The following is an 18,769-nucleotide window of genomic DNA, read 5'->3' as shown; positions in this document are numbered from 1 at the left end:
CGTTTGGTGGCGATAGCGGAAGGGTTCCACGCGTACCCATCCCGAACACGACCGTTAAGCCTTCCAGCGCCGATGGTACTTGGACCGAAGGGTCCCGGGAGAGTAGGACGTCGCCAAGCGAACAACCGGAGAAACCACTATCGAGCAATCGATAGTGGTTTTTTTTAGAGATAAGAAAGGTTAAGCTTCGTTGATTTCTTTATAAGATGGCTTATATTAGGTAAATATAATATAATCTGAGTTTTCTTTTGCAGATGATTCGAAATTATTTAATAATATTAGTACCAAGTACTAGTACTTGGTGATATAATAAATACAAAAGATGGAGGTGTGCACTGTGACTCAATCAAAATCAAAAATTACTGCAATTGGGACGTATGTTCCTGACAAGGTGTTGACAAATGCTGATTTGGAGAAGCTTGTTGAGACAAGTGATGAATGGATTGTACAGCGTACAGGCATGAGGGAACGTCGTATTGCTGAACCAGAACAGTATGTATCCGATCTAGCGGTTGGTGCAGTTAGAGATATGATGCAGCGTTACGGTGTAGATGTTATTGACTCTGATATGATTCTTGTGGCCACGAGCACACCTGAGTATTCTTTTCCGAGCACCGCCTCCCGAGTTCAATCTCAATTGGGGATTAAAAGTACTGGAGCACTTGATCTCAATGCCGCCTGTGCTGGGTTTGTGTATGCCCTTCAATTAGCTGACGGCTTGGTTACAAGCGGAATGTATCGTAAAGTTCTGGTCATCGGGGCAGAGACGTTATCCAAAATTACAGATTATAGTGATCGGACAACATGTGTACTGTTTGGTGACGGGGCAGGAGCAGTTCTTGTTGAAAGAGATGAGAATTATTCGGGCTTTGTGGCTTCATTATCAGGTACCTTCGGTGAAGGAGGCATTCATCTATATAAAACAGCTCTCTCCGAGAAGATGGATGGCCGGGAATTGAAAAGCGGCTGCCTAGTTCAGAATGGCCGAGAAATATACAAATGGGCTGTAAGAAATATCCCGGATGGTATGAGGGTGCTACTGGAAAAGGCAAAAATGAAGGCGGATGAAATAAACTGGTTCGTGCCGCATAGTGCTAATTTACGAATGATCGAAGCGATTTGTGAACGAGGCCCCATCTCCATGGGCAGAACATTAACAAGTGTCGAGTACCGGGGAAATACCTCCGCAGCTTCAATACCGCTAGCTCTGCAGTTGGCAATTGATGAGGGTCGCCTAAAATCAGGTGATCATGTGATGCTCTATGGCTTCGGCGGAGGTATGACTTATGCTGGCTCCATTATTCAGTGGTCTATATAGAATCTTGTTTTTCGCAATAGATTAGCCGTATTAGGCTTGCACTGAACTTTCTATGAAAATATCTAAACCACGATCAATTCGTGGTTTTTTGCTGTCTAGAGACCACTAAATACCGTACAGTAAAGTAGATAGCCGATAGGATAGTAGATAGACTTCTCTTTTTCATAATACAGCAAAACCCCCTCACGGAGACAGTGCCGCGTTCGATTGAACGAACTGCTTATCACTGTCCATCGTGAGGGGATTTTCGCATTGGATGCTTATTTCGAGCGGCCTTTATTCATCGAACCCATAATGAGGCTGACGATGAACACGAGCACAACTGCACCAATCAATGCTGGAAGGATGTAGAAGTTGCCGATTACTGGACCCCAAGCGCCTAGCAACAATCTACCGAGCCATGCACCGACAAAACCGGCAATAATGTTACCAATGACACCACCAGGAATGTCGCGCCCCATAATCAGACCAGCGATCCAACCAATAATACCACCAACAATTAATGACCAAAGAAATCCCATTCGTATCACCTCGTAAATGATTTATTTGTTTGTGCTTTACTATTAACCAAATGAGTAACTTTTAAACGCAATCGGGTTATAAATAAGGTTAGTTAATTTCATCCACCTTGATGTGACACGTTTTTTTGTACTTTTGTTTATTATGGAAACCATTAGGTGTGCAAATTATTTGACGAAAATAACTTTCATGATATATATTATTAGTGAAATTAGTTTTCTGTTGATGAGCATTCATAATGACAAATACATGGGAGTGTCTCAAACATGAATAATTCGGCTTTGGAAGGGTTAGGCTTAGGCAAAGGACTTGTTGTTTCTTGTCAGGCTTTGGAGGATGAACCGCTTCACAGTTCTTTTATTATGGGGAGAATGGCCGTAGCGGCACGCATGGGTGGTGCAGTAGGAATACGGGCCAATTCGGCAGAGGATATTAAGGAGATCAAAACGCAGGTGGACCTGCCGGTCATCGGGATCGTTAAGAGGGATTATCCGGATTCGAAGGTGTACATTACTCCAACGATGAAGGAAATTGATGAGCTGGTTGGCGCAGGTTCGGATATCATCGCTTTGGATGCGACCACGGACATTCGTCCAGGAAGGCTTCATCTAACAGAACTGATTCAGCAGATTAAGGACAAATATCCACAGCAGCTTCTGATGGCCGATATTTCGACCGTGGAGGAAGCTGTAAAGGCGGAAGAGCTTGGGTTTGATCTGATCGGAACGACGCTAATCGGTTATACTGAATCTACTGCAGGACAGAAGATGTATGACAACGACTTTGAATTGCTAAAACAAGTCATTCAAGCCGTTAAATCACCAATTGTGGCGGAAGGGAATGTGCTCACGCCCGAAATGGCAAAGCGTTGTCTGGAAATCGGCGTATACTGTGTCGTTGTTGGCGGCGCCATCACCAGACCACAGCAAATTACCGAAAGATTCGTCAAACATATTCAGTCAAAAAAATTAAGAAGCTGATCGTTAGAACGGCTTCGCGCTCCTAATAAAGGGAGGCGAAGCTGTTTTACGTATCAGCTTCTTTTTAAATCTTCTCTTACATTTGCATACAGTGTTTCGAGTGTGTCCTGACGCTTCCGAAACAGCTTCTCATCGTTCAGAAGCAGCATGGAAAGCACATCAAGTACATAAATGATAGCTAGTTGGCTGTTAATGAAATGAGTGTCGCCCATCCGGTGTAGGCTTGGCGTGAATAACGAAATGTCGGAAATATCGGTTAACGGGGTGTGATTATAGTTCGTAATGCTGATTGTTGTGGCACCGTTTCTTTTGCCGATTTTCAGAGCATCGATAATTTCCGTAGTTTGTCCAGAGTTAGACAAGCCAATAATGAGGTCGTTCTCATTCAACAGGGCTGCGCTCCTGATCATCATATGGGAATCGGTCATGGCATCAATCGTAATATTCATCCGCATGAGACGATATTTAAATTCAAGAGCAGATAATCCGGAGCTACCGAGCCCGTATACTTGAACCCGCTGTGCAGTCTTGATCATCCGTACCACATTCTCAAAGTCTCCCTGGTTCATCATATCTGCCGTTGCATTAACAATTTCGTTGTAAAGGCTCTGTACCTGAGTAAAGCCATTACTATCTCCTGAGGGCTTCTCAGCCTCCCGGCTCAGCCGGATTTTGAAATCAACAAAGCTGTCGCAGTGGATTTTTTTGCAAAATCGGGTGATCGTTGAGGTGGATGAATGCGTGTGGTCAGCCAATTCACGTATATTAATATTTTGTATTGAGCTTTTATGCTGAACGATATAGTCGGCGATTTCTTTTTCTTTCAAGGACAGGCTTTGATACTGTAGCTGAAGTTCGTCCAAAACACCTCGGTGCATCATCTTCACCTTCTAAACATTAATAATATTAGTATTTCACCATTATAGCGCGTATTATTTTTTTAGGTAAGGAGTTCAGTGCTGTTTTGAAAACCGTGTGGCGATTGTTTATGATGGAGTAAGACACCACTTGGTCATCATACAGCATTATGGATGTTACTGCTTGGTCCAGAATAAAGGAGATGTATATACATAATGATAGCAACATGGACAGAAAATATTACGATCCAATCAGATGATGTCGACTTTAATTCGGTCATTCGTTGGTCCTCGCTTCTCGGCCTTATGCAGCGTGCTGCAGACGGACACATTGAAGCATTGGGAGTTAGCAGAGAGCAGCTGGTGGAACATGGCATGGGCTGGATGCTCATAACGCTGGAAGTAGAGATGGCCTTTTTGCCGCGATACATGGATAACATTGAGATCAGCACATGGAGCAGAGGTTCAAAGGGTGCGCTCTGGAACCGTGATTATCGTTTAAAAAATGCTGCTGGTGAAGAAATCGGTACAGCCCGTTCCGTTTGGGCACTCGTGGATATACAGAAACGTAAAATTATGAGACCTTCCGCATTTCCTTACGAGGTACCAGTTCATACGGAATCAGTTGGCAGTCCTCTGGATAAAGCGGTCATCCCGGAAGGGACACTGATGGAGGACACATATTCCCATACGGTACGGTACAGCGGTATCGACAGCAATGGGCATTTAAACAACGCACGGTATGCTGATTTATGTTGGGACACGCTTACGGTAGAAGAGCTTAAGAAGAACGTTGCCGGATTCAAGATCACATACCATCAAGAGGCAAGGCTGAATGATGAGATGACGTTGAGACGATCTTCCGGAGAAAACAACGCCATTTATGTACAGGGGCTTTCTCTGGAAGGGGCAAACTTTTTTGAAGCGGCTATCGTTTTAGAATAATGAAAAAGGGCTGCTTCTCGCATGACGGGTAAACAGCCAGACGTTTCATGGAAGGAGCATGTAATATGTACAACATCATGATCGTCGAGGATGACCCTAAGCTTGCGGGATTGCTGCAATCTCACATACGCAGATACGGAAATGAAGCCATCATTGTTAATGATTTTGACCATGTGCTGGAGCGGTTTCAGGAGATCCGACCGCATGTTGTTCTATTGGACGTGAATCTGCCGAGCTTTGACGGTTATTACTGGTGCAGACAGATTCGTTCCCTCTCGACATGCCCTATTATATTTATATCCGCCAGAAGCGGGACAATGGATCAATTAAGGGCTCTCGAGAATGGTGCCGATGATTATATAACCAAGCCATTTCACTACGACATCGTTATTGCCAAAATCCACAGTCAACTTCGACGAGTATACGGTGATTATGCCGCTGTATCCGGAGAACGGACCGTAGAGAAGGAGGGGCTTGTTCTATACCCTGAAAGAATGGAGCTTCAATTGGGAGAACAGACCGTGGCTTTGACCAAAAAAGAAACGATACTGCTAGAGACTTTGCTTGGCCGTAGCCCTCGCCTGGTGAGCCGGGAGACCATTCTTGAAAAGCTGTGGGATGATGCTTTTGTCGATGACAATACTTTGAGCGTCAACATTACGCGGGTGCGTAAACGATTGGCAGAGATGGGGATTGAGGATGCGCTGGAAACGGTTCGGGGTTCAGGATACCGGATCAACATCGTGTGGAAGACTGAGCATTCGAAATGAAAAGGTTATTTTGGCGTGAGCACATCCCGCTCATTCTCTTTACCGTTGTGCTTCTTCTGGTTGTACTTTTGGTGTTCTGGTTCGACGGATATGATCACCCGGTCACGGCTTCTTATGCCGTATTTCTTGGATTGTTCATTCTAGGTGGATACTTGATGTACCGGTACTACAGTCATCGTGATTTTTATGAGAGGTTGTCCCGGCCGATGAGGTCCCTGGAGGAATCCATTAAACACAATGAATCGGCTCCGGTGCCTGCGGCACTGAGTCATCTTATGGAAGAACAGTACCGCCAATACCGGAATCAGCTACAGGATTGGGAACGGAAAAGGAAAGAGCACTTGATCTTTATGAATCAATGGGTACATCAAATGAAAACTCCATTGTCCGTGATCGAGATGATTACGCAGGAAGATGACAATGACAGCTTCAGGAGTATTTCCGAAGAGTCAGACCGGCTACGGCGTGGACTTGATATGGTGCTGTACATGTCGAGACTTGAAACATTTGAACAGGATTTCAGTGTAGAGCCCGTGTCTTTGCAGCAATTGGTTAAAGAGGCGGTGCATGAAAACAAACGCTATTTCATCCACAGTCATGTATATCCCGAAGTGCTGGTGGATCCCGGGATTGTAGTGCAGACGGACTTCAAATGGCTCCGGTTCATCTTGCTGCAGCTGCTCTCAAACGCCATTAAATATTCTGCGGGTAGCGGACAGAAGGTTACCATATCGGCTTTCAAAACATTAAATGGCCGTGAAATTCGGCTGGAAGTACGTGACCGGGGAATCGGCATTCCAAAGTCAGATCTGACGCGTGTTTTTAATCCTTTTTACACCGGGGAGAACGGAAGAAAGCTGAAGGAGTCCACCGGAATGGGGCTATACCTGGTCAAAGAGGTTGTACAAAAGCTGAACCATAGCATAGAGTTGGAGTCCGAGGTAGGCAAGGGAACTGTAGTCCGGCTTATATTTACTATATAGGCTGGCTGATGAGTACTTTAACCGAGTGTCTGAATATTATTATGTCAAAAGAAACCTATCCTCAAGTGAATGGTGAAGCAGACTACCATTTACGAGTGATGAGGTTTTTTTGTTTTATTAACCTTACACCGATGTAAGGTGGGTGAAAGCATGATCGATAGGAGAAGAAGGTGGGGTAGATTACACTAATGTTAAAGATAAGCTGATATTCAAGAAATGAGGTATTCATTATGGAAATATTATCGGTACGCAATTTGGGGAAAGTTTATAAAGCTGCTATATCACACGAAGCACTTTCCAATATAAACTTGAGCATCAACGAGGGGGAGTTTGTCGGGATCATGGGACCCTCAGGCAGCGGGAAAACGACTCTGCTCAATATGATATCCACGATCGACCGGCCGACATCCGGTGAAATCCGGATTGGCGGCGAGGACCCGTTCCAGCTGTCACAGGATCAACTCGCTATGTTCCGGCGTCGCGAGCTTGGATTTATATTCCAATCGTTTAACCTGCTGAATACGTTGACGGTAAAAGAAAATATTTTGCTACCGCTCGCACTGGACGGTGTGGATTTGAACGAGATGAACCGCCGTATCGGGGAGCTGGCCGAAAAGCTTGGCATTACGTCCATCCTGAATAAGCGCACCTATGAAATCTCAGGAGGACAGGCACAGCGGACGGCAGTCGCAAGGGCCATGATTCATGTTCCGAAGCTGGTTCTGGCGGATGAGCCTACCGGGAATCTGGATTCCAAGTCGGCACAGGATGTGATGGAAATAATGGATCGCAGGAATAAAGAAGATAAAGTGACCATGCTTCTTGTCACTCATGATCCAGTGGCAGCCAGCTACTGCAATCGGGTTGTCTTTATTAAAGACGGACAGCTGTTCAACGAAATTAACTATGGAGAAAGCCGTTCTGCATTTTATCAGAAAATCATTAACGTGTTATCGCTGCTGGGAGGGTCAGGACATGAATTTTCGCCAGTTCGCGGTTAATAACGTCCTGCGCAGCAAGCGCACGTATGTCGCTCATTTTCTAAGCAGCGCCTTTTCCGTCATGATCTTCTTTACGTATGGTCTGCTTGCATTTCATCCGAATCTGAAAGATGGTATCGATTCCTCCAGCGAAACGATGAGCATGCTCGGTACAACGAGCATGCAGGTATCCCAGTATATCGTATTTATTTTCTCGTTCTTCTTTTTATTGTACTCGGTAGGCGCCTTCATCAAGATGCGCAAGAAGGAGTTCGGCATTCTGCTGATTCTCGGGATGTCGCGTAAGCAGCTGAACCGGATGCTGTTTATTGAAAATATTTTGATCGGAGCAGCTGCGATTATTACGGGGATCGGAATCGGGTTTGTATTTTCCAAGCTGATTCTACTGATCAGCTCCAAGCTGCTGGCGGTTGATAACGGACTTCCGTTTTACTTTCCAGGAAAAGCGCTGCTGCTTACGGCAGGTGCCTATGCTGTTCTGTTTGTGCTGATTGCCTCGTTCTCATCCATCATGCTCAGAAAGGGAGTACTCATTGATCTCGTAAAAGCTGAAGATAGCCCGAAGCCTCAGCCGAAAGCCTCACCTTGGCTGGCTATACTCGCTATTATTCTTATTGGAGCGGGTTATGGATTGGTTATGATTTTTGCGGTACTGCAGATTTTCTCCGTGCCGTTGTTGTTTGGCGGTGTGGTATTAGTCATTATCGGTACGTATTTTCTGTTCACCCAGTTTAGTGTGTATTTCATGCGCTGGCTGCAGAAAAAACAAAAATTCTTTTTCCGGAGAACGAATCTGCTCACGATTTCGGAGCTTATGTACCGGATCAAGGATAACGCGGTTATGTTTTTTCTCGTGTCCATCATATCTGCTTCTGCCTTTACCGGAATTGGCACGACACTGGCGATTGGCGATCCGGGCCTGTCGGCTATGGAGAATCCGTATGCGTATACGTACACGGCTTATCATGAAGATCAGAAATTTGCCACAAAACATCTGAATATCATTAGCCAGGAGCTCGAAAAGGCAGGGGTTGATTATTCGAAGGCGTCGGTCACACCTTTCTATGATGATAACGGGGTAAAGTTAATTAAGCTCAGTGAATACAACAGTCTGCTTCGTGCACTTGGCCATCCTGAAGAAACATTGGGAGAATCTGAAGGCATTTTAACGCCAGGGTCCGTAAGTAACAAGAATAAATACAGGATTGACGGATTAGATTCCGATCAGATTGAGTTATCAAGCAGAAAGATAGAGCACAATGTTAAGGTGATTAAAGCGGAAACGTTTATTGCGATACCTCTCTCATATGATGATACACTGGTCATTTCGGACGGTTTGTTTGATAAGTTTAAGGAAGCGCAGGACGAAGAAATCATCTATCAGACATTCCATGCTTTCTATATTCCAGATTGGAAAAATACCGGTGAAGTTTCAAAAACCATTGCTGATTCCTTTGACGAGGAGAAAGAAAACAGTTATTATTTGAACTCTCTTTATTTCGAATGGAAGAGTTCGTTACAGCAAAACGGAATTCTGCTTATGACCAGCGGCCTTATCGGTATTGTGTTCTTTACTTTTGCAGCTAGTTTTGTTTACTTCAGGCTATATTCCGATTTATCCCGAGATGAACAGCAGTACCGCATGATTGCGAAGGTCGGTTTAAGCAGACGAGAGTTAAGCAAAATCGTAACTAGACAGCTGATGATTATGTTCTTTCTTCCGATGCTCATTGCGGTAGTCCACAGTGGGGTTGCTTTTGTGGCGCTGCAGCAGTTGGTTGATTTCTCAATTCTGTGGCATACGGTAAAAATCTTTATCTTTTTCCTGATGGTACAAATCATTTATTTCTTCGTGACACGCTGGCGTTACCTCGACCGTCTGTACAAAACGATTGAATAAAGTCATTTCTTCTTCCTTTGAAATTTCAGCTTAAGGGTATATTAATACTTGACGTTTTTGAAGCTGAATGGAGGTATATGGAGAATGAACGAACACAGTATGCTCAAGACAGGGGCTGTGGAGACAGAGGAGGTCACTCCTGACATCCTCTCTCTTCGTACCGTTATGGTTAATGTTCAAATGGTTGGTTCACCTTCGGCAGGGGATTGGGTGCTTGTGGATACCGGCCTTGGCAAGTTCGCAGATTCCATTGCGGAGAGGGCAGACAACAGATTTGGCCGTCCCCCGAAATGTATTGTGCTAACCCATGGACACTTTGACCATGTCGGCAATGTAGAGGAACTTGCGGAACACTGGAATGTTCCGGTATATGCCCATCTATTTGAGATACCTTATCTGAATGGCAAAGCGGATTATCCGGCGGGTGATCCTTCCGTAGGAGGCGGGCTGATGGCTCGTGTCGCACCGATGTATCCTCATAAAGGAATTAATCTGGGTTCCAAAATACATCCGCTTCCAGAGGATGGCACAATTCCAGGTCTTCCGGAATGGAGCTGGATTCTAACACCAGGACACAGCCCAGGACATGTATCCTTGTTCCGCGTGCAGGACGGTGCACTAATAGTAGGAGATGCCATTATCACTGTGAAGCAGGAATCAGCATTGGCTGTTATTGCGCAGGAGAAGGAGCTTCACGGACCGCCAATGTATTTTACACCGGATTGGGATGCTGCCCGTGAATCTGTACGCCGCCTCGTTGCGCTCAGTCCACAGATCTTGGTTACAGGGCACGGAGTATCCATGTCCGGTGGTGAGCTGACCGATTCATTACAGACGCTGGCACGAGATTTTGATCGGCTCGCTGTTCCTGAACAGGGACGATATGTCGAGGAAAAGTAGGGTAATTAATACTGAATAAATTGACAGGCTTCCCAAGGTAGATAGGCTTCTGGGAGGCCTTTTTTTTGTGGATAAAAGAGCGGGAGGTTATAATAGCAGTACAGAGGAAGGGGAGGGCTATGAAAGCATTAATTTTGGCGGAGAAGCCGTCTGTGGCAAGAGAGATTGCGCGGGTAATGGGAAGCCGCGAGAAGCATAAGAACTATTTCGAAGGACCAAAGTATGTGGTCACCTGGGCGCTGGGACACTTGGTGGGACTAGCCGAGCCTGAGGATTATGATCATAAATATCAAACATGGGCTTTGGAGGATCTGCCGATTCTGCCGGGTAATATGAAACTGAAAGTGCTCCGGGAGACCAGTCATCAATTCAAAACAGTGCAGTTTCTGCTTAAGCGCAAGGACATCGGAGAAGTGATTGTTGCGACAGATGCCGCTCGCGAAGGGGAATTGCTTGCCCGTTGGATATTGAATATGGCGAAATGGAACAAGCCGTTTAAACGGCTGTGGATTTCATCCCAGACAGATAAGGCGATCAAGGAAGGTTTTGCAGCACTTAAGCCAGGCAATCAGTTTGACCGTCTGTACGAGTCCGCCCGTTGCCGGGCTGAGGCTGACTGGATGGTAGGACTTAATGTAACGCGTGCCTTAACATGCAAATTTAACGCCCAACTGTCGGCAGGCCGTGTTCAGACTCCAACACTCGGTATGATCATGGAGCGGGAGAAGGAAATTACAGGTTTCCGTTCCCAGGAGTATGACACCATCAGTGTGGATCTAGGGCATTTTGAAGCTTCTTGGCGACCTGCAAGCGGAGACGGACGTCTCTTCGACAAGGGCCAGTCCGACAAGTTGAAGCAGAAGGTGGATGGCCGGTCCGGCCGTATTACCAGTGTGAAAAAAAGTGAAAAATCCGAGCCTCATCCGCTGGCGTACGATTTGACTGAACTGCAGCGGGATGCGAACCGGCGCTTTGGATTTTCCGCGAAGCAAACATCGAACGTGCTGCAAAAGCTCTATGAACAACACAAGCTGGTCACTTATCCGCGTACAGATAGCCGGTACCTCACTTCTGACATGGTTTCGACGCTGAAAGAGCGACTGGAGAGCGTTGCAGTAGGTCCGTATGCGTCACTTGCGCGTCCCTTGCTTCGTAAGAGTCTGTCACCAGGCAAACGTGTGGTGGATGACAGCAAGGTTACCGACCACCATGCCATCATCCCGACTGAGGAGACCGTTCTGCTCAATAAGCTTAGCACGGAGGAACGGAAGTTGTACGATTTGATTGTCCGCCGGTTTATCAGCTTGTTCTATCCTCCAGCTAAATATGATGCTGTATCGGTCACGGTACAGATTGAGGGTGAAAGTTTTTACGCCAAAGGAACGACTGTTAAAGACAGCGGCTGGCGTGAAGTATACGGTGGTAATTATGAGGAAGACGGAGATGACGACAACCAAGATTCTGGAGGAAGTGTGGAGCAATCCGGACGTCTGCTGCCTGAGCTTTCTGAGGGAGAGCTAGTAACAGTCCGCCGCTGCATCGTAAAATCGGGCCGGACACAGCCGCCGAAGCGACATAATGAGGCATCGTTGTTGTCGCAGATGGAAAAGCATGGGCTAGGGACACCGGCTACACGTGCCGACATTATCGAGAAGCTTGTAAGTTCGGATACCATTGAACGCCAGGGCTCATCACTCCATCCAACCGGAAAAGGGAAGCAGCTGATTGAGTTGGTTGCACCGGCCCTGAGAACACCGGACCTTACGGCAAAGTGGGAAGCCGATCTAGAGCGGATTGCGAAAGGTCAAGGCAAGGCAGAGCCATTTTTGCGCGGTATTCGGGATATGACCAAGGAGTTGGTGTCCGGTGTCAAAGGTAGTGACGCTGAATACAAACCTCATAACGTATCAAACAGCAGCTGTCCGGAATGCGGTACAAGATTGCTTGAGAAGAAAAGTAAACGCGGAAAGTTTCTGGTGTGCCCTAGTGAGGATTGTGGTTATAAACGCTCCGGAGAGAAGCGACTGTCCAACCGTCGTTGTCCACAGTGTCACAAGAAGATGGAGATGAAGGAAGGAAAAGCCGGAATGTTTGTTCAATGTCTGGGCTGCGGCATTACTGAAACATTGAAAAAGGACAGCAAACATATTAACAAGCGTGAGGAAAAGAAGCTTGTACAACAGTATGGAAAGCAGGAATCCATCGGTTCCAATCTGGGAGAATTACTGAAAGCAGCTATGGAGAAAAGTAAATCGGATTAAACAAGAATGAGTAAGGCATAACCTGTCGTGGAATGGTTCATTCTACGAACAGGAGGTGATATGCCGTGCCGCACCACAAACCGAGAAAAATTGAAAATCAGCAGAACAAATCAAGCATTATGGAGGAGAGCAAGACACTCAAGCCCAAAAAGGCTAACGATTATGTTCCCAGTCTGAATGGAATCTCTAAACAGGAATCTTAAGTTTGCCTACCGCATTTAGTTGTTCCGGCTGCCCGCAAAAAGAGATACGGTTGATACAGGTCCGTTACTTTTCTGCGGGCTTTAGTCGGCTTCTCGCTGCATTAATTAACGTCATTGTGTTCATGAACATGTAGTTTTATAATAAGGAAAGAAGCAATGATGCCTGTCAAATGGAAATGTTTGATCGGGGATTGGAGGTGCGGATCAATTTGAGAACTGCGCTGGGTGTCTGGTTTGTATTTATTAATGCTGTGGCTTATCTGGTCATGTCCGATGACAAAAAGAGAGCCCGCCTCGGAAAGGATCGTGTTCCCGAGAAGACATTATTCTTGCTTGCAGCCGTCGGAGGCGCTCTTGGTGTGTGGGCTGCAATGTACCGCAAAAGGCATAAAACGAGGCATCTGTCTTTTAAAATTGGGGTTCCGCTGCTGCTGTTTCTAAATGCAATGCTTTACGGATATTTTTGGAAATGAGCTCATACCTACATACATTGTAATTTTGGAAGCGCGTGGAGAGTTCGTTTCACCTCAGTGCGTAATGGTTTAATGATGTGCAGTTCGTCTTAACACACAGAGAAAGAGGTGGCCTGTATGCTATTCACCAAAATTTTACTGGCTTATGACGGCTCTAAAGCTTCCATTAAAGCGCTTGGTCGGGCGGTTGAGCTTGCTAAAGTGACACCGGGAGCTAAACTGGAGATTGTACATGCATATGATTACCCTCGTTTTTTTGTCGGTGAGGGACTCGCTCCTATTCCGGCAACACTGAACAAAGATATTTACGATCTTGCGGTGCAGACAACGGAAGAGCTTAAAGAACGTATGGTGCATGCAGAAGTAGATAGCAAGGTTGAAATGATCCAGGGATCTCCGGCGGAAGTTATTTTGGAATATGCCAAAATAAATGAGAGCGATCTGATCATCATTGGTAGCCGCGGTTTAGGCGGTATAAAGGAGTTTGTTCTCGGCAGTGTTAGCCACAATGTTGTGCAGCATGCTAAAGTTCCTGTACTTGTCGTAAAATAATATATAGAGCAAAAGGGATGCCATGGGCATTCCTTTTTAGTTAACAAATCCGGATAAAGCCTCGGTGGAGCCGTAGGAGCAAGCCTCGGATTAAACACCGGACGGAGCTTTAGGACCAAGTCCCGGATAAAGCCTAGGTGGAGCACAGGACCAAGCTTGGGCCAAGCGCATTCCGGACTGACATTCCGTTATTTGTTACAATTGACGAGTTTTTCAATCGTTCCGGACTGAGAATCCGTTATTTTCTCAAAACATACCCGATTCCGCTTGAATTGGAGGAAATAACGGCCTTTCAGTCCGTTACTTTACTCTAATAGACGAATTTGCTGAAAATAGCGGAACCTGAGTCCGTCCGCATGTAGTCGACCGCAGGTATGTAACGCCACACCACGCATTGGGAGCTGCGCGCGGTGCGAAAAAGTGTACTTTGACTTCTATGAGGTACGTCGATAGACGTTTTTGTTCAGGAACAAAAAAACGAACATTATTTTTTGTGTATTATGGAATGTTCGTGTTTAGGTTGACATGAGGTGTCAGAGATTGATAAACTGGACTTGTTAAGGTTCAATTCATCTGATGAAATGTAAATTCAGTAAATTAAATATTTCTCGTATAAAGCTGGGGATATGGCCCGGAAGTTTCTACCCGAAAACCGTAAATTTTCGGACTACGAGGGAATACGGCGGTGCTGCAAGAACAGAAGCAGTGTTTCTTCTGGATCTTTGACGGCGAGTACGTGGAGTTTCTTCTGTCTTTGTGCTGTAATGACATTGGGAGGCGGAAACGGTATTCCCCCGAAAGTCCGATGTCCCGCACATGATGTTAAGGGAGAATCGGACTTTTTTTAGGTGGATTCAGAATATGTGGAGAGAGCAGGTGGAATCATGGCGGTACAGGTAGCGGTCATTATGGGCAGTCAGTCGGATTGGGACACCATGTCCCATGCGTGCCAGGTGCTGGATGAAATGGATGTAGCGTATGAGAAAAAGGTTGTTTCTGCGCACCGGACACCGGATCTGATGTTCCGGTACGCAGAGGAAGCGGAAGGACGCGGTATCCGGGTCATTATTGCTGGTGCCGGAGGTGCTGCGCATCTACCCGGCATGGTGGCTGCAAAGACCGTATTACCCGTGATCGGCGTTCCGGTTCAGTCGAAAGCTTTGAACGGGCTGGACTCCCTGCTCTCCATCGTGCAGATGCCGGGTGGCGTACCGGTTGCGACGGTGGCGATCGGTCGGGCTGGAGCAGTCAATGCGGGTCTGCTGGCGGCTCAAATTCTGGGATCTGCTGATCCGGGCATTCGTGCCAAGATACAGGAGCGGCGGGACCGGATACGTGATGAAGTGCTGAAGGGCAGTGATGATCTATGACGGAGCGTGAAACTCTGCATAGTGACAGCAAGAGCAAGACACTGCTTCCAGGGTCGGTGATTGGCGTTCTTGGCGGCGGGCAGTTGGGCCGAATGATGGCGCTGGACGGAACGAGGATGGGCTATAAGTTCATTGCATTGGATCCTCTACCTGCCTCTCCGCTCGGACAGATTGCTGAGCAGATCACCGCCCCGTACTACGACGCTGATGCAGCGAAAGAGCTTGCATCACAGGCGGATGTCATCACTTATGAATTCGAAAACGTAGATGCGGGTGTAGCGAAATTGCTGGAGGAGCGTTCGTACGTTCCTCAGGGGAGCAGGCTGCTCTACACGACACAGCATCGTCTTCGTGAGAAAGCAGCCATCGAAGCGGCCGGAGTTCCTGTGGCGCCATACCGCGAGATCACAAGCCTGGAAAGCCTGCAGGAAGCGGCAGCTGAGCTGAGCCTGCCATGTGTTCTGAAGACGGCTACTGGTGGTTATGATGGGAAAGGACAAGTTGTCCTGCGGGGGGAAGAACAGCTTGAAGCTGCTTATGCGGAGCTGTCTTCAACAGGTGCAGAACTTGTTCTGGAGAAATTCATATCGTTCACGAGTGAGATTTCGGTCATCGCGGCACGCACGCCGGAAGGTGAAGTGAAGAGCTTTCCACCAGCTGAAAATATTCATGTAAACAACATTTTGCATCTATCGATTGTACCTGCACGCATACCGAGTGATGTGCAGCGCAGAGCGTGCCAGCTTGCAGAGCAGGTGGCGGAAGGCCTGAATGCGGCAGGACTACTCGCAGTAGAGATGTTTCTTACGGAAGAAGGTTCTCTCTATGTGAACGAGGTTGCTCCAAGGCCGCACAATTCGGGGCATTATACGATGGAAGCATGCAGTACTTCACAGTTCGAACAGCATGTAAGAGCGATATGCAATCTTCCGCTGGGAGACACAACACTGCTAAGCCCAGTCGTTATGGTGAACGTGCTTGGACAGCATCTGGATGAAGCCATCCGCCGGACTACATCACAAGATCCGGCAGCGGAATCGCTGGGCATTGTGCCAAAACTTCATCTATATGGAAAGAGCGACAGTAAGCATAACCGTAAAATGGGCCATATTAATCTATTATGCGGTGATGTACATGACGCATTGGAATGGGTAGAGCAAACTAATATTTGGAGGCATTAATATATGATCGAACGTTACAGCAGACCGGAAATGCGGGCCATCTGGACCGAGGAGAATAAATTCAGAGCATGGCTTGAGGTGGAGCTTTGCGCTTGTGAGGCTTGGGCTGAGCTTGGTGTCATTCCGAAGGAAGATACAGCCCAGCTTCGCAAGAACGCCACTTTTGACATCGAACGGATTTATGAAATCGAGCAGGAGACCCGCCATGACGTCATTGCCTTTACCCGGGCGGTTTCGGAAAGTCTTGGCGCGGAACGAAAATGGGTCCATTACGGCCTGACTTCTACGGATGTAGTAGATACAGCGAATGGCTACCTGCTGAAGCAGGCCAATGATATTTTGGAGCAGGATATCCTTCGTTTTATCGGGATTTTGCGGGAGAAGGCAATTTCCTATAAGCATACGCCGATGATGGGCCGTACGCATGGTGTGCATGCAGAACCTACGACCTTCGGTTTGAAAATGGCGCTGTGGCACGAGGAAATGATCCGCAACCTGGAGCGCTTCCGGCATGCGGCTGACGGCGTTCAGTACGGCAAAATATCGGGTGCGGTTGGCACGTATGCGAACATCGATCCTTCTGTAGAACAGTTCGTTTGCCAGAAGCTTGGTACCAAGGCGGCTCCGATCTCCACCCAGACGCTGCAGCGTGACCGTCACGCTGAATACATGGCAACACTGGCACTGATCGCAACATCGCTTGATAAATTCGCTACGGAAGTGCGTGCACTCCAGAAGAGTGAAGTGCGTGAAGTGGAAGAAGCTTTTGCGAAAGGGCAAAAAGGGTCCTCGGCGATGCCTCATAAACGTAATCCGATTGGTTCCGAGAATATTTCGGGTCTTGCGCGCGTCATTCGCGGCCATATGGTTTCCGCCTACGAGAATGTGCCGTTGTGGCACGAACGGGACATTTCCCATTCCTCCGTGGAACGGATCATTTTGCCGGATGCAACGATGCTTCTGAACTATATGCTGAACCGTTTCGGTAATATCGTGAAGAACTTGACCGTATTCCCGGACAATATGAAGCGGAACATGGCTCGGACCTATGGAGTTCCTTTCTCCGGCCGTGTTATGACAAAGCTGATCGACAAAGGCTTCAGCCGCGAGCAAGCTTACGATACTGTACAGCCGCGAGCAATGCAGGCATGGGAAGAGCAGCGTCAGTTCCGTGTGATTGTCGAAGCGACACCGGAAATTACCGAAGTGCTTAGTGCGGATGAGATTGAGGACGCGTTTAACCCAAGCTGGCATCTGAAGCATGTGGATACGATCTTTGAGAAGCTGGGACTGAACTAAGTACGTTCTTATATTTTGATAACGGCCGCTTCGGCGGCCCCCGTTAAAAGGGAGTGAGATGACATGGCATTACCTGCGCTTTCCACGGCTGTCGATTTGATCGATGCGCCTCTCTTGTACAAGGGCAAGGTTCGCGAATTGTATGACCTGGGAGAACACATGCTGATCGTGGTCACCGACCGCATCTCAGCCTTTGACTATGTTCTGGATCCCCCCGTCCCTGCCAAAGGAACGGTGCTGAACAAGTTGAGCTCTTTCTGGTTTGAACAGACGAAACACCTGATCCACAATCACGTCGTCCATACGGATGAGGAGTTGCTTGGAGATATAGCCAAGAATAAAGAACTGTTGGATGGGCGGATTATGGTGGCCCGTAAGGCAGAGCGTATCGATATTGAATGTGTCGTACGCGGTTATATTACCGGCGGGGGCTGGCGTCAGTACCAGGCAACCGGGGAGGTCAATGGAATCCAGCTTCCGGAGGGGATGCGTAAAAATGAGCCTTTCCCTGAGCCGATCTTCACACCGGCAGCTAAAAATGATATCGGTCATGATGAAGATATTTCGATGGACCGTATGAAAGAGCTGGTTGGCGAGAACTTGGCGCTGGAGCTGCAAGAGCACAGCCTTATGCTATACCGGTTCGCGCGTGATTACTGCGCGGAGCGGGGAATTATTTTGGCGGACTGTAAATTCGAATTTGGTCTGATCGATGGGAAGGTTATTTTGATCGATGAGATTTTCACACCGGATTCATCCCGTTTCTGGGATAAGGGCAATTACGCGCTGGATATTGAGATCGACAGCATGGACAAGGAGCCGGTCCGTACGTACTTAGCGTCATCGGATTGGGACAAGAACAGTAAGCCGCAGCCGCTGCCAGAGTCTGTTGTTGAGGAAACGACGAATCGTTATACCGAGATTTACCGCCGGATTACGGCACCAAGTTTCACTAGCCAATCATAGGCAAGCAATTATTCATATACGATACCGAGGAGGAACAGGGAACGATGTTGAAAGCAAAGGTCTATGTCACCATCAAGCAAAGCGTATTGGATCCACAAGGGGTAGCAGTGCAAGGGGCATTACATTCGGTTGGATTCCGGGAAGTGGAAAGCCTTCGTATCGGAAAGTATATGGAGCTTGAGCTGGATACAGATAACCGCCAGGAGGCGGAAGAGCGTCTGCAGCAAATGTGCGAAAAGCTTTTGGCCAATACGGTAGTCGAAGATTACCGTTATGAATTGGAGGGCTAAA

The 18,769-nt window shown here is 47.2% G+C and carries 19 protein-coding genes, 1 rRNA gene and 1 riboswitch; of the genes, 18 read left to right on the top strand and 2 right to left on the bottom strand.

All coding sequences use genetic code 11. The features are described 5' to 3' along the window. The first annotated feature begins 2 nt into the window (after positions 1 to 2). Both rrf and B9N86_RS25015 read left to right on the top strand, forming a co-directional pair. A 5S ribosomal RNA gene (gene rrf / locus B9N86_RS25020) occupies positions 3 to 119 on the top strand. Positions 120 to 337: 218 nt separating this feature from the next. Next, entirely contained in the window at positions 338 to 1,318 is a 981-nt protein-coding gene (locus B9N86_RS25015) for a ketoacyl-ACP synthase III (protein ID WP_208915796.1), read from the top strand. A 260-nt stretch (positions 1,319 to 1,578) separates the two neighbouring features. Here the strand turns inward: B9N86_RS25015 and B9N86_RS25010 are convergent, their stop codons facing one another. Beyond that, positions 1,579 to 1,839: a GlsB/YeaQ/YmgE family stress response membrane protein gene (locus B9N86_RS25010; protein WP_208915795.1), complete on the bottom strand. Its 261-nt coding sequence runs from the start codon at positions 1,837 to 1,839 to the stop codon at positions 1,579 to 1,581. 264 nt (positions 1,840 to 2,103) lie between these two features. On the opposite strand from B9N86_RS25010, the gene B9N86_RS25005 reads away from it, so the two are divergent. Continuing rightward, complete coding sequence (locus tag B9N86_RS25005) at positions 2,104 to 2,817, top strand: N-acetylmannosamine-6-phosphate 2-epimerase (RefSeq protein WP_208915794.1); 714 nt, start codon at positions 2,104 to 2,106, stop codon at positions 2,815 to 2,817. A gap of 53 nt (positions 2,818 to 2,870) precedes the next feature. On the opposite strand, the gene B9N86_RS25000 is transcribed toward B9N86_RS25005, so the two are convergent. After that, positions 2,871 to 3,698 carry a MurR/RpiR family transcriptional regulator gene (locus B9N86_RS25000; protein WP_208915793.1) on the bottom strand — a complete coding sequence of 276 codons (828 nt, stop codon included), beginning with the start codon at positions 3,696 to 3,698 and terminating at the stop codon, positions 2,871 to 2,873. A gap of 192 nt (positions 3,699 to 3,890) precedes the next feature. On the opposite strand from B9N86_RS25000, the gene B9N86_RS24995 reads away from it, so the two are divergent. The 15 genes from B9N86_RS24995 (at position 3,891) to purS (ending at position 18,768) form a co-directional block, all read left to right on the top strand. Then, complete coding sequence (locus tag B9N86_RS24995) at positions 3,891 to 4,619, top strand: acyl-[acyl-carrier-protein] thioesterase (RefSeq protein ID WP_208915792.1); 729 nt, start codon at positions 3,891 to 3,893, stop codon at positions 4,617 to 4,619. A gap of 65 nt (positions 4,620 to 4,684) precedes the next feature. Then, positions 4,685 to 5,389 (top strand): response regulator transcription factor, encoded by a 705-nt coding sequence (locus B9N86_RS24990; RefSeq protein WP_208915791.1) that lies wholly within the window; start codon positions 4,685 to 4,687, stop codon positions 5,387 to 5,389. Next, positions 5,386 to 6,372 carry a sensor histidine kinase gene (locus tag B9N86_RS24985; protein ID WP_208915790.1) on the top strand — a complete coding sequence of 329 codons (987 nt, stop codon included), beginning with the start codon at positions 5,386 to 5,388 and terminating at the stop codon, positions 6,370 to 6,372. The genes B9N86_RS24990 and B9N86_RS24985 overlap by 4 nt, the downstream gene beginning before the upstream one ends. Positions 6,373 to 6,602: 230 nt before the next feature. Next, on the top strand, positions 6,603 to 7,373 hold the full coding sequence (locus B9N86_RS24980; protein ID WP_208915789.1) for an ABC transporter ATP-binding protein: 771 nt from the start codon (positions 6,603 to 6,605) through the stop codon (positions 7,371 to 7,373). After that, a complete protein-coding gene (locus B9N86_RS24975) occupies positions 7,348 to 9,273 on the top strand; it encodes an ABC transporter permease (RefSeq protein WP_208915788.1) in 1,926 nt (641 codons plus the stop codon). The genes B9N86_RS24980 and B9N86_RS24975 overlap by 26 nt, the downstream gene beginning before the upstream one ends. Before the next feature lie 84 nt (positions 9,274 to 9,357). Next, positions 9,358 to 10,173 carry an MBL fold metallo-hydrolase gene (locus B9N86_RS24970; protein WP_208915787.1) on the top strand — a complete coding sequence of 272 codons (816 nt, stop codon included), beginning with the start codon at positions 9,358 to 9,360 and terminating at the stop codon, positions 10,171 to 10,173. A gap of 119 nt (positions 10,174 to 10,292) precedes the next feature. Beyond that, positions 10,293 to 12,434 (top strand): DNA topoisomerase III, encoded by a 2,142-nt coding sequence (locus B9N86_RS24965; RefSeq protein ID WP_208915786.1) that lies wholly within the window; start codon positions 10,293 to 10,295, stop codon positions 12,432 to 12,434. Between the two features lie 65 nt (positions 12,435 to 12,499). Next, positions 12,500 to 12,637, top strand: coding sequence for a hypothetical protein (locus tag B9N86_RS24960; RefSeq protein WP_208915785.1), 138 nt, complete (start codon positions 12,500 to 12,502; stop codon positions 12,635 to 12,637). A 209-nt stretch (positions 12,638 to 12,846) separates the two neighbouring features. Then, complete coding sequence (locus B9N86_RS24955) at positions 12,847 to 13,110, top strand: DUF1294 domain-containing protein (protein ID WP_208920730.1); 264 nt, start codon at positions 12,847 to 12,849, stop codon at positions 13,108 to 13,110. A 117-nt stretch (positions 13,111 to 13,227) separates the two neighbouring features. Further along, on the top strand, positions 13,228 to 13,662 hold the full coding sequence (locus B9N86_RS24950) for a universal stress protein (protein WP_208915784.1): 435 nt from the start codon (positions 13,228 to 13,230) through the stop codon (positions 13,660 to 13,662). Between the two features lie 588 nt (positions 13,663 to 14,250). Beyond that, positions 14,251 to 14,352, top strand: a riboswitch (purine riboswitch). A 194-nt stretch (positions 14,353 to 14,546) separates the two neighbouring features. Next, positions 14,547 to 15,032 (top strand): 5-(carboxyamino)imidazole ribonucleotide mutase, encoded by a 486-nt coding sequence (gene purE / locus B9N86_RS24945; RefSeq protein ID WP_208920727.1) that lies wholly within the window; start codon positions 14,547 to 14,549, stop codon positions 15,030 to 15,032. Then, positions 15,029 to 16,213 (top strand): 5-(carboxyamino)imidazole ribonucleotide synthase, encoded by a 1,185-nt coding sequence (gene purK, locus B9N86_RS24940; protein WP_208915783.1) that lies wholly within the window; start codon positions 15,029 to 15,031, stop codon positions 16,211 to 16,213. The genes purE and purK overlap by 4 nt, the downstream gene beginning before the upstream one ends. 3 nt (positions 16,214 to 16,216) lie before the next feature. After that, positions 16,217 to 17,512, top strand: coding sequence for an adenylosuccinate lyase (purB, locus tag B9N86_RS24935; RefSeq protein ID WP_208915782.1), 1,296 nt, complete (start codon positions 16,217 to 16,219; stop codon positions 17,510 to 17,512). 63 nt (positions 17,513 to 17,575) lie between these two features. Beyond that, positions 17,576 to 18,478 (top strand): phosphoribosylaminoimidazolesuccinocarboxamide synthase, encoded by a 903-nt coding sequence (locus tag B9N86_RS24930; RefSeq protein WP_208915781.1) that lies wholly within the window; start codon positions 17,576 to 17,578, stop codon positions 18,476 to 18,478. Positions 18,479 to 18,522: 44 nt separating this feature from the next. Then, positions 18,523 to 18,768 carry a phosphoribosylformylglycinamidine synthase subunit PurS gene (gene purS, locus B9N86_RS24925; RefSeq protein WP_208915780.1) on the top strand — a complete coding sequence of 82 codons (246 nt, stop codon included), beginning with the start codon at positions 18,523 to 18,525 and terminating at the stop codon, positions 18,766 to 18,768. Position 18,769 lies beyond the last annotated feature (1 nt).

This window comes from Paenibacillus uliginis N3/975 (assembly GCF_900177425.1).
Lineage (GTDB): Bacteria > Bacillota > Bacilli > Paenibacillales > Paenibacillaceae > Paenibacillus_AQ > Paenibacillus_AQ uliginis.
Note: the sequence above shows the minus strand (reverse complement) of the source record. Positions and strands in the feature narration are given on the sequence as shown.

Coding starts and splice junctions, on each gene's coding strand:
- B9N86_RS25010 (WP_208915795.1), bottom strand. CDS start 1,839: ATGGGATTTCTTTGGTCATTAATTGTTGGTGGTATTATTGGTTGGATC.
- B9N86_RS25005 (WP_208915794.1), top strand. CDS start 2,104: ATGAATAATTCGGCTTTGGAAGGGTTAGGCTTAGGCAAAGGACTTGTT.
- B9N86_RS25000 (WP_208915793.1), bottom strand. CDS start 3,698: ATGATGCACCGAGGTGTTTTGGACGAACTTCAGCTACAGTATCAAAGC.
- B9N86_RS24995 (WP_208915792.1), top strand. CDS start 3,891: ATGATAGCAACATGGACAGAAAATATTACGATCCAATCAGATGATGTC.
- B9N86_RS24990 (WP_208915791.1), top strand. CDS start 4,685: ATGTACAACATCATGATCGTCGAGGATGACCCTAAGCTTGCGGGATTG.
- B9N86_RS24985 (WP_208915790.1), top strand. CDS start 5,386: ATGAAAAGGTTATTTTGGCGTGAGCACATCCCGCTCATTCTCTTTACC.
- B9N86_RS24980 (WP_208915789.1), top strand. CDS start 6,603: ATGGAAATATTATCGGTACGCAATTTGGGGAAAGTTTATAAAGCTGCT.
- B9N86_RS24975 (WP_208915788.1), top strand. CDS start 7,348: ATGAATTTTCGCCAGTTCGCGGTTAATAACGTCCTGCGCAGCAAGCGC.
- B9N86_RS24970 (WP_208915787.1), top strand. CDS start 9,358: ATGAACGAACACAGTATGCTCAAGACAGGGGCTGTGGAGACAGAGGAG.
- B9N86_RS24965 (WP_208915786.1), top strand. CDS start 10,293: ATGAAAGCATTAATTTTGGCGGAGAAGCCGTCTGTGGCAAGAGAGATT.
- B9N86_RS24950 (WP_208915784.1), top strand. CDS start 13,228: ATGCTATTCACCAAAATTTTACTGGCTTATGACGGCTCTAAAGCTTCC.
- purE (WP_208920727.1), top strand. CDS start 14,547: ATGGCGGTACAGGTAGCGGTCATTATGGGCAGTCAGTCGGATTGGGAC.
- purK (WP_208915783.1), top strand. CDS start 15,029: ATGACGGAGCGTGAAACTCTGCATAGTGACAGCAAGAGCAAGACACTG.
- purB (WP_208915782.1), top strand. CDS start 16,217: ATGATCGAACGTTACAGCAGACCGGAAATGCGGGCCATCTGGACCGAG.
- B9N86_RS24930 (WP_208915781.1), top strand. CDS start 17,576: ATGGCATTACCTGCGCTTTCCACGGCTGTCGATTTGATCGATGCGCCT.
- purS (WP_208915780.1), top strand. CDS start 18,523: ATGTTGAAAGCAAAGGTCTATGTCACCATCAAGCAAAGCGTATTGGAT.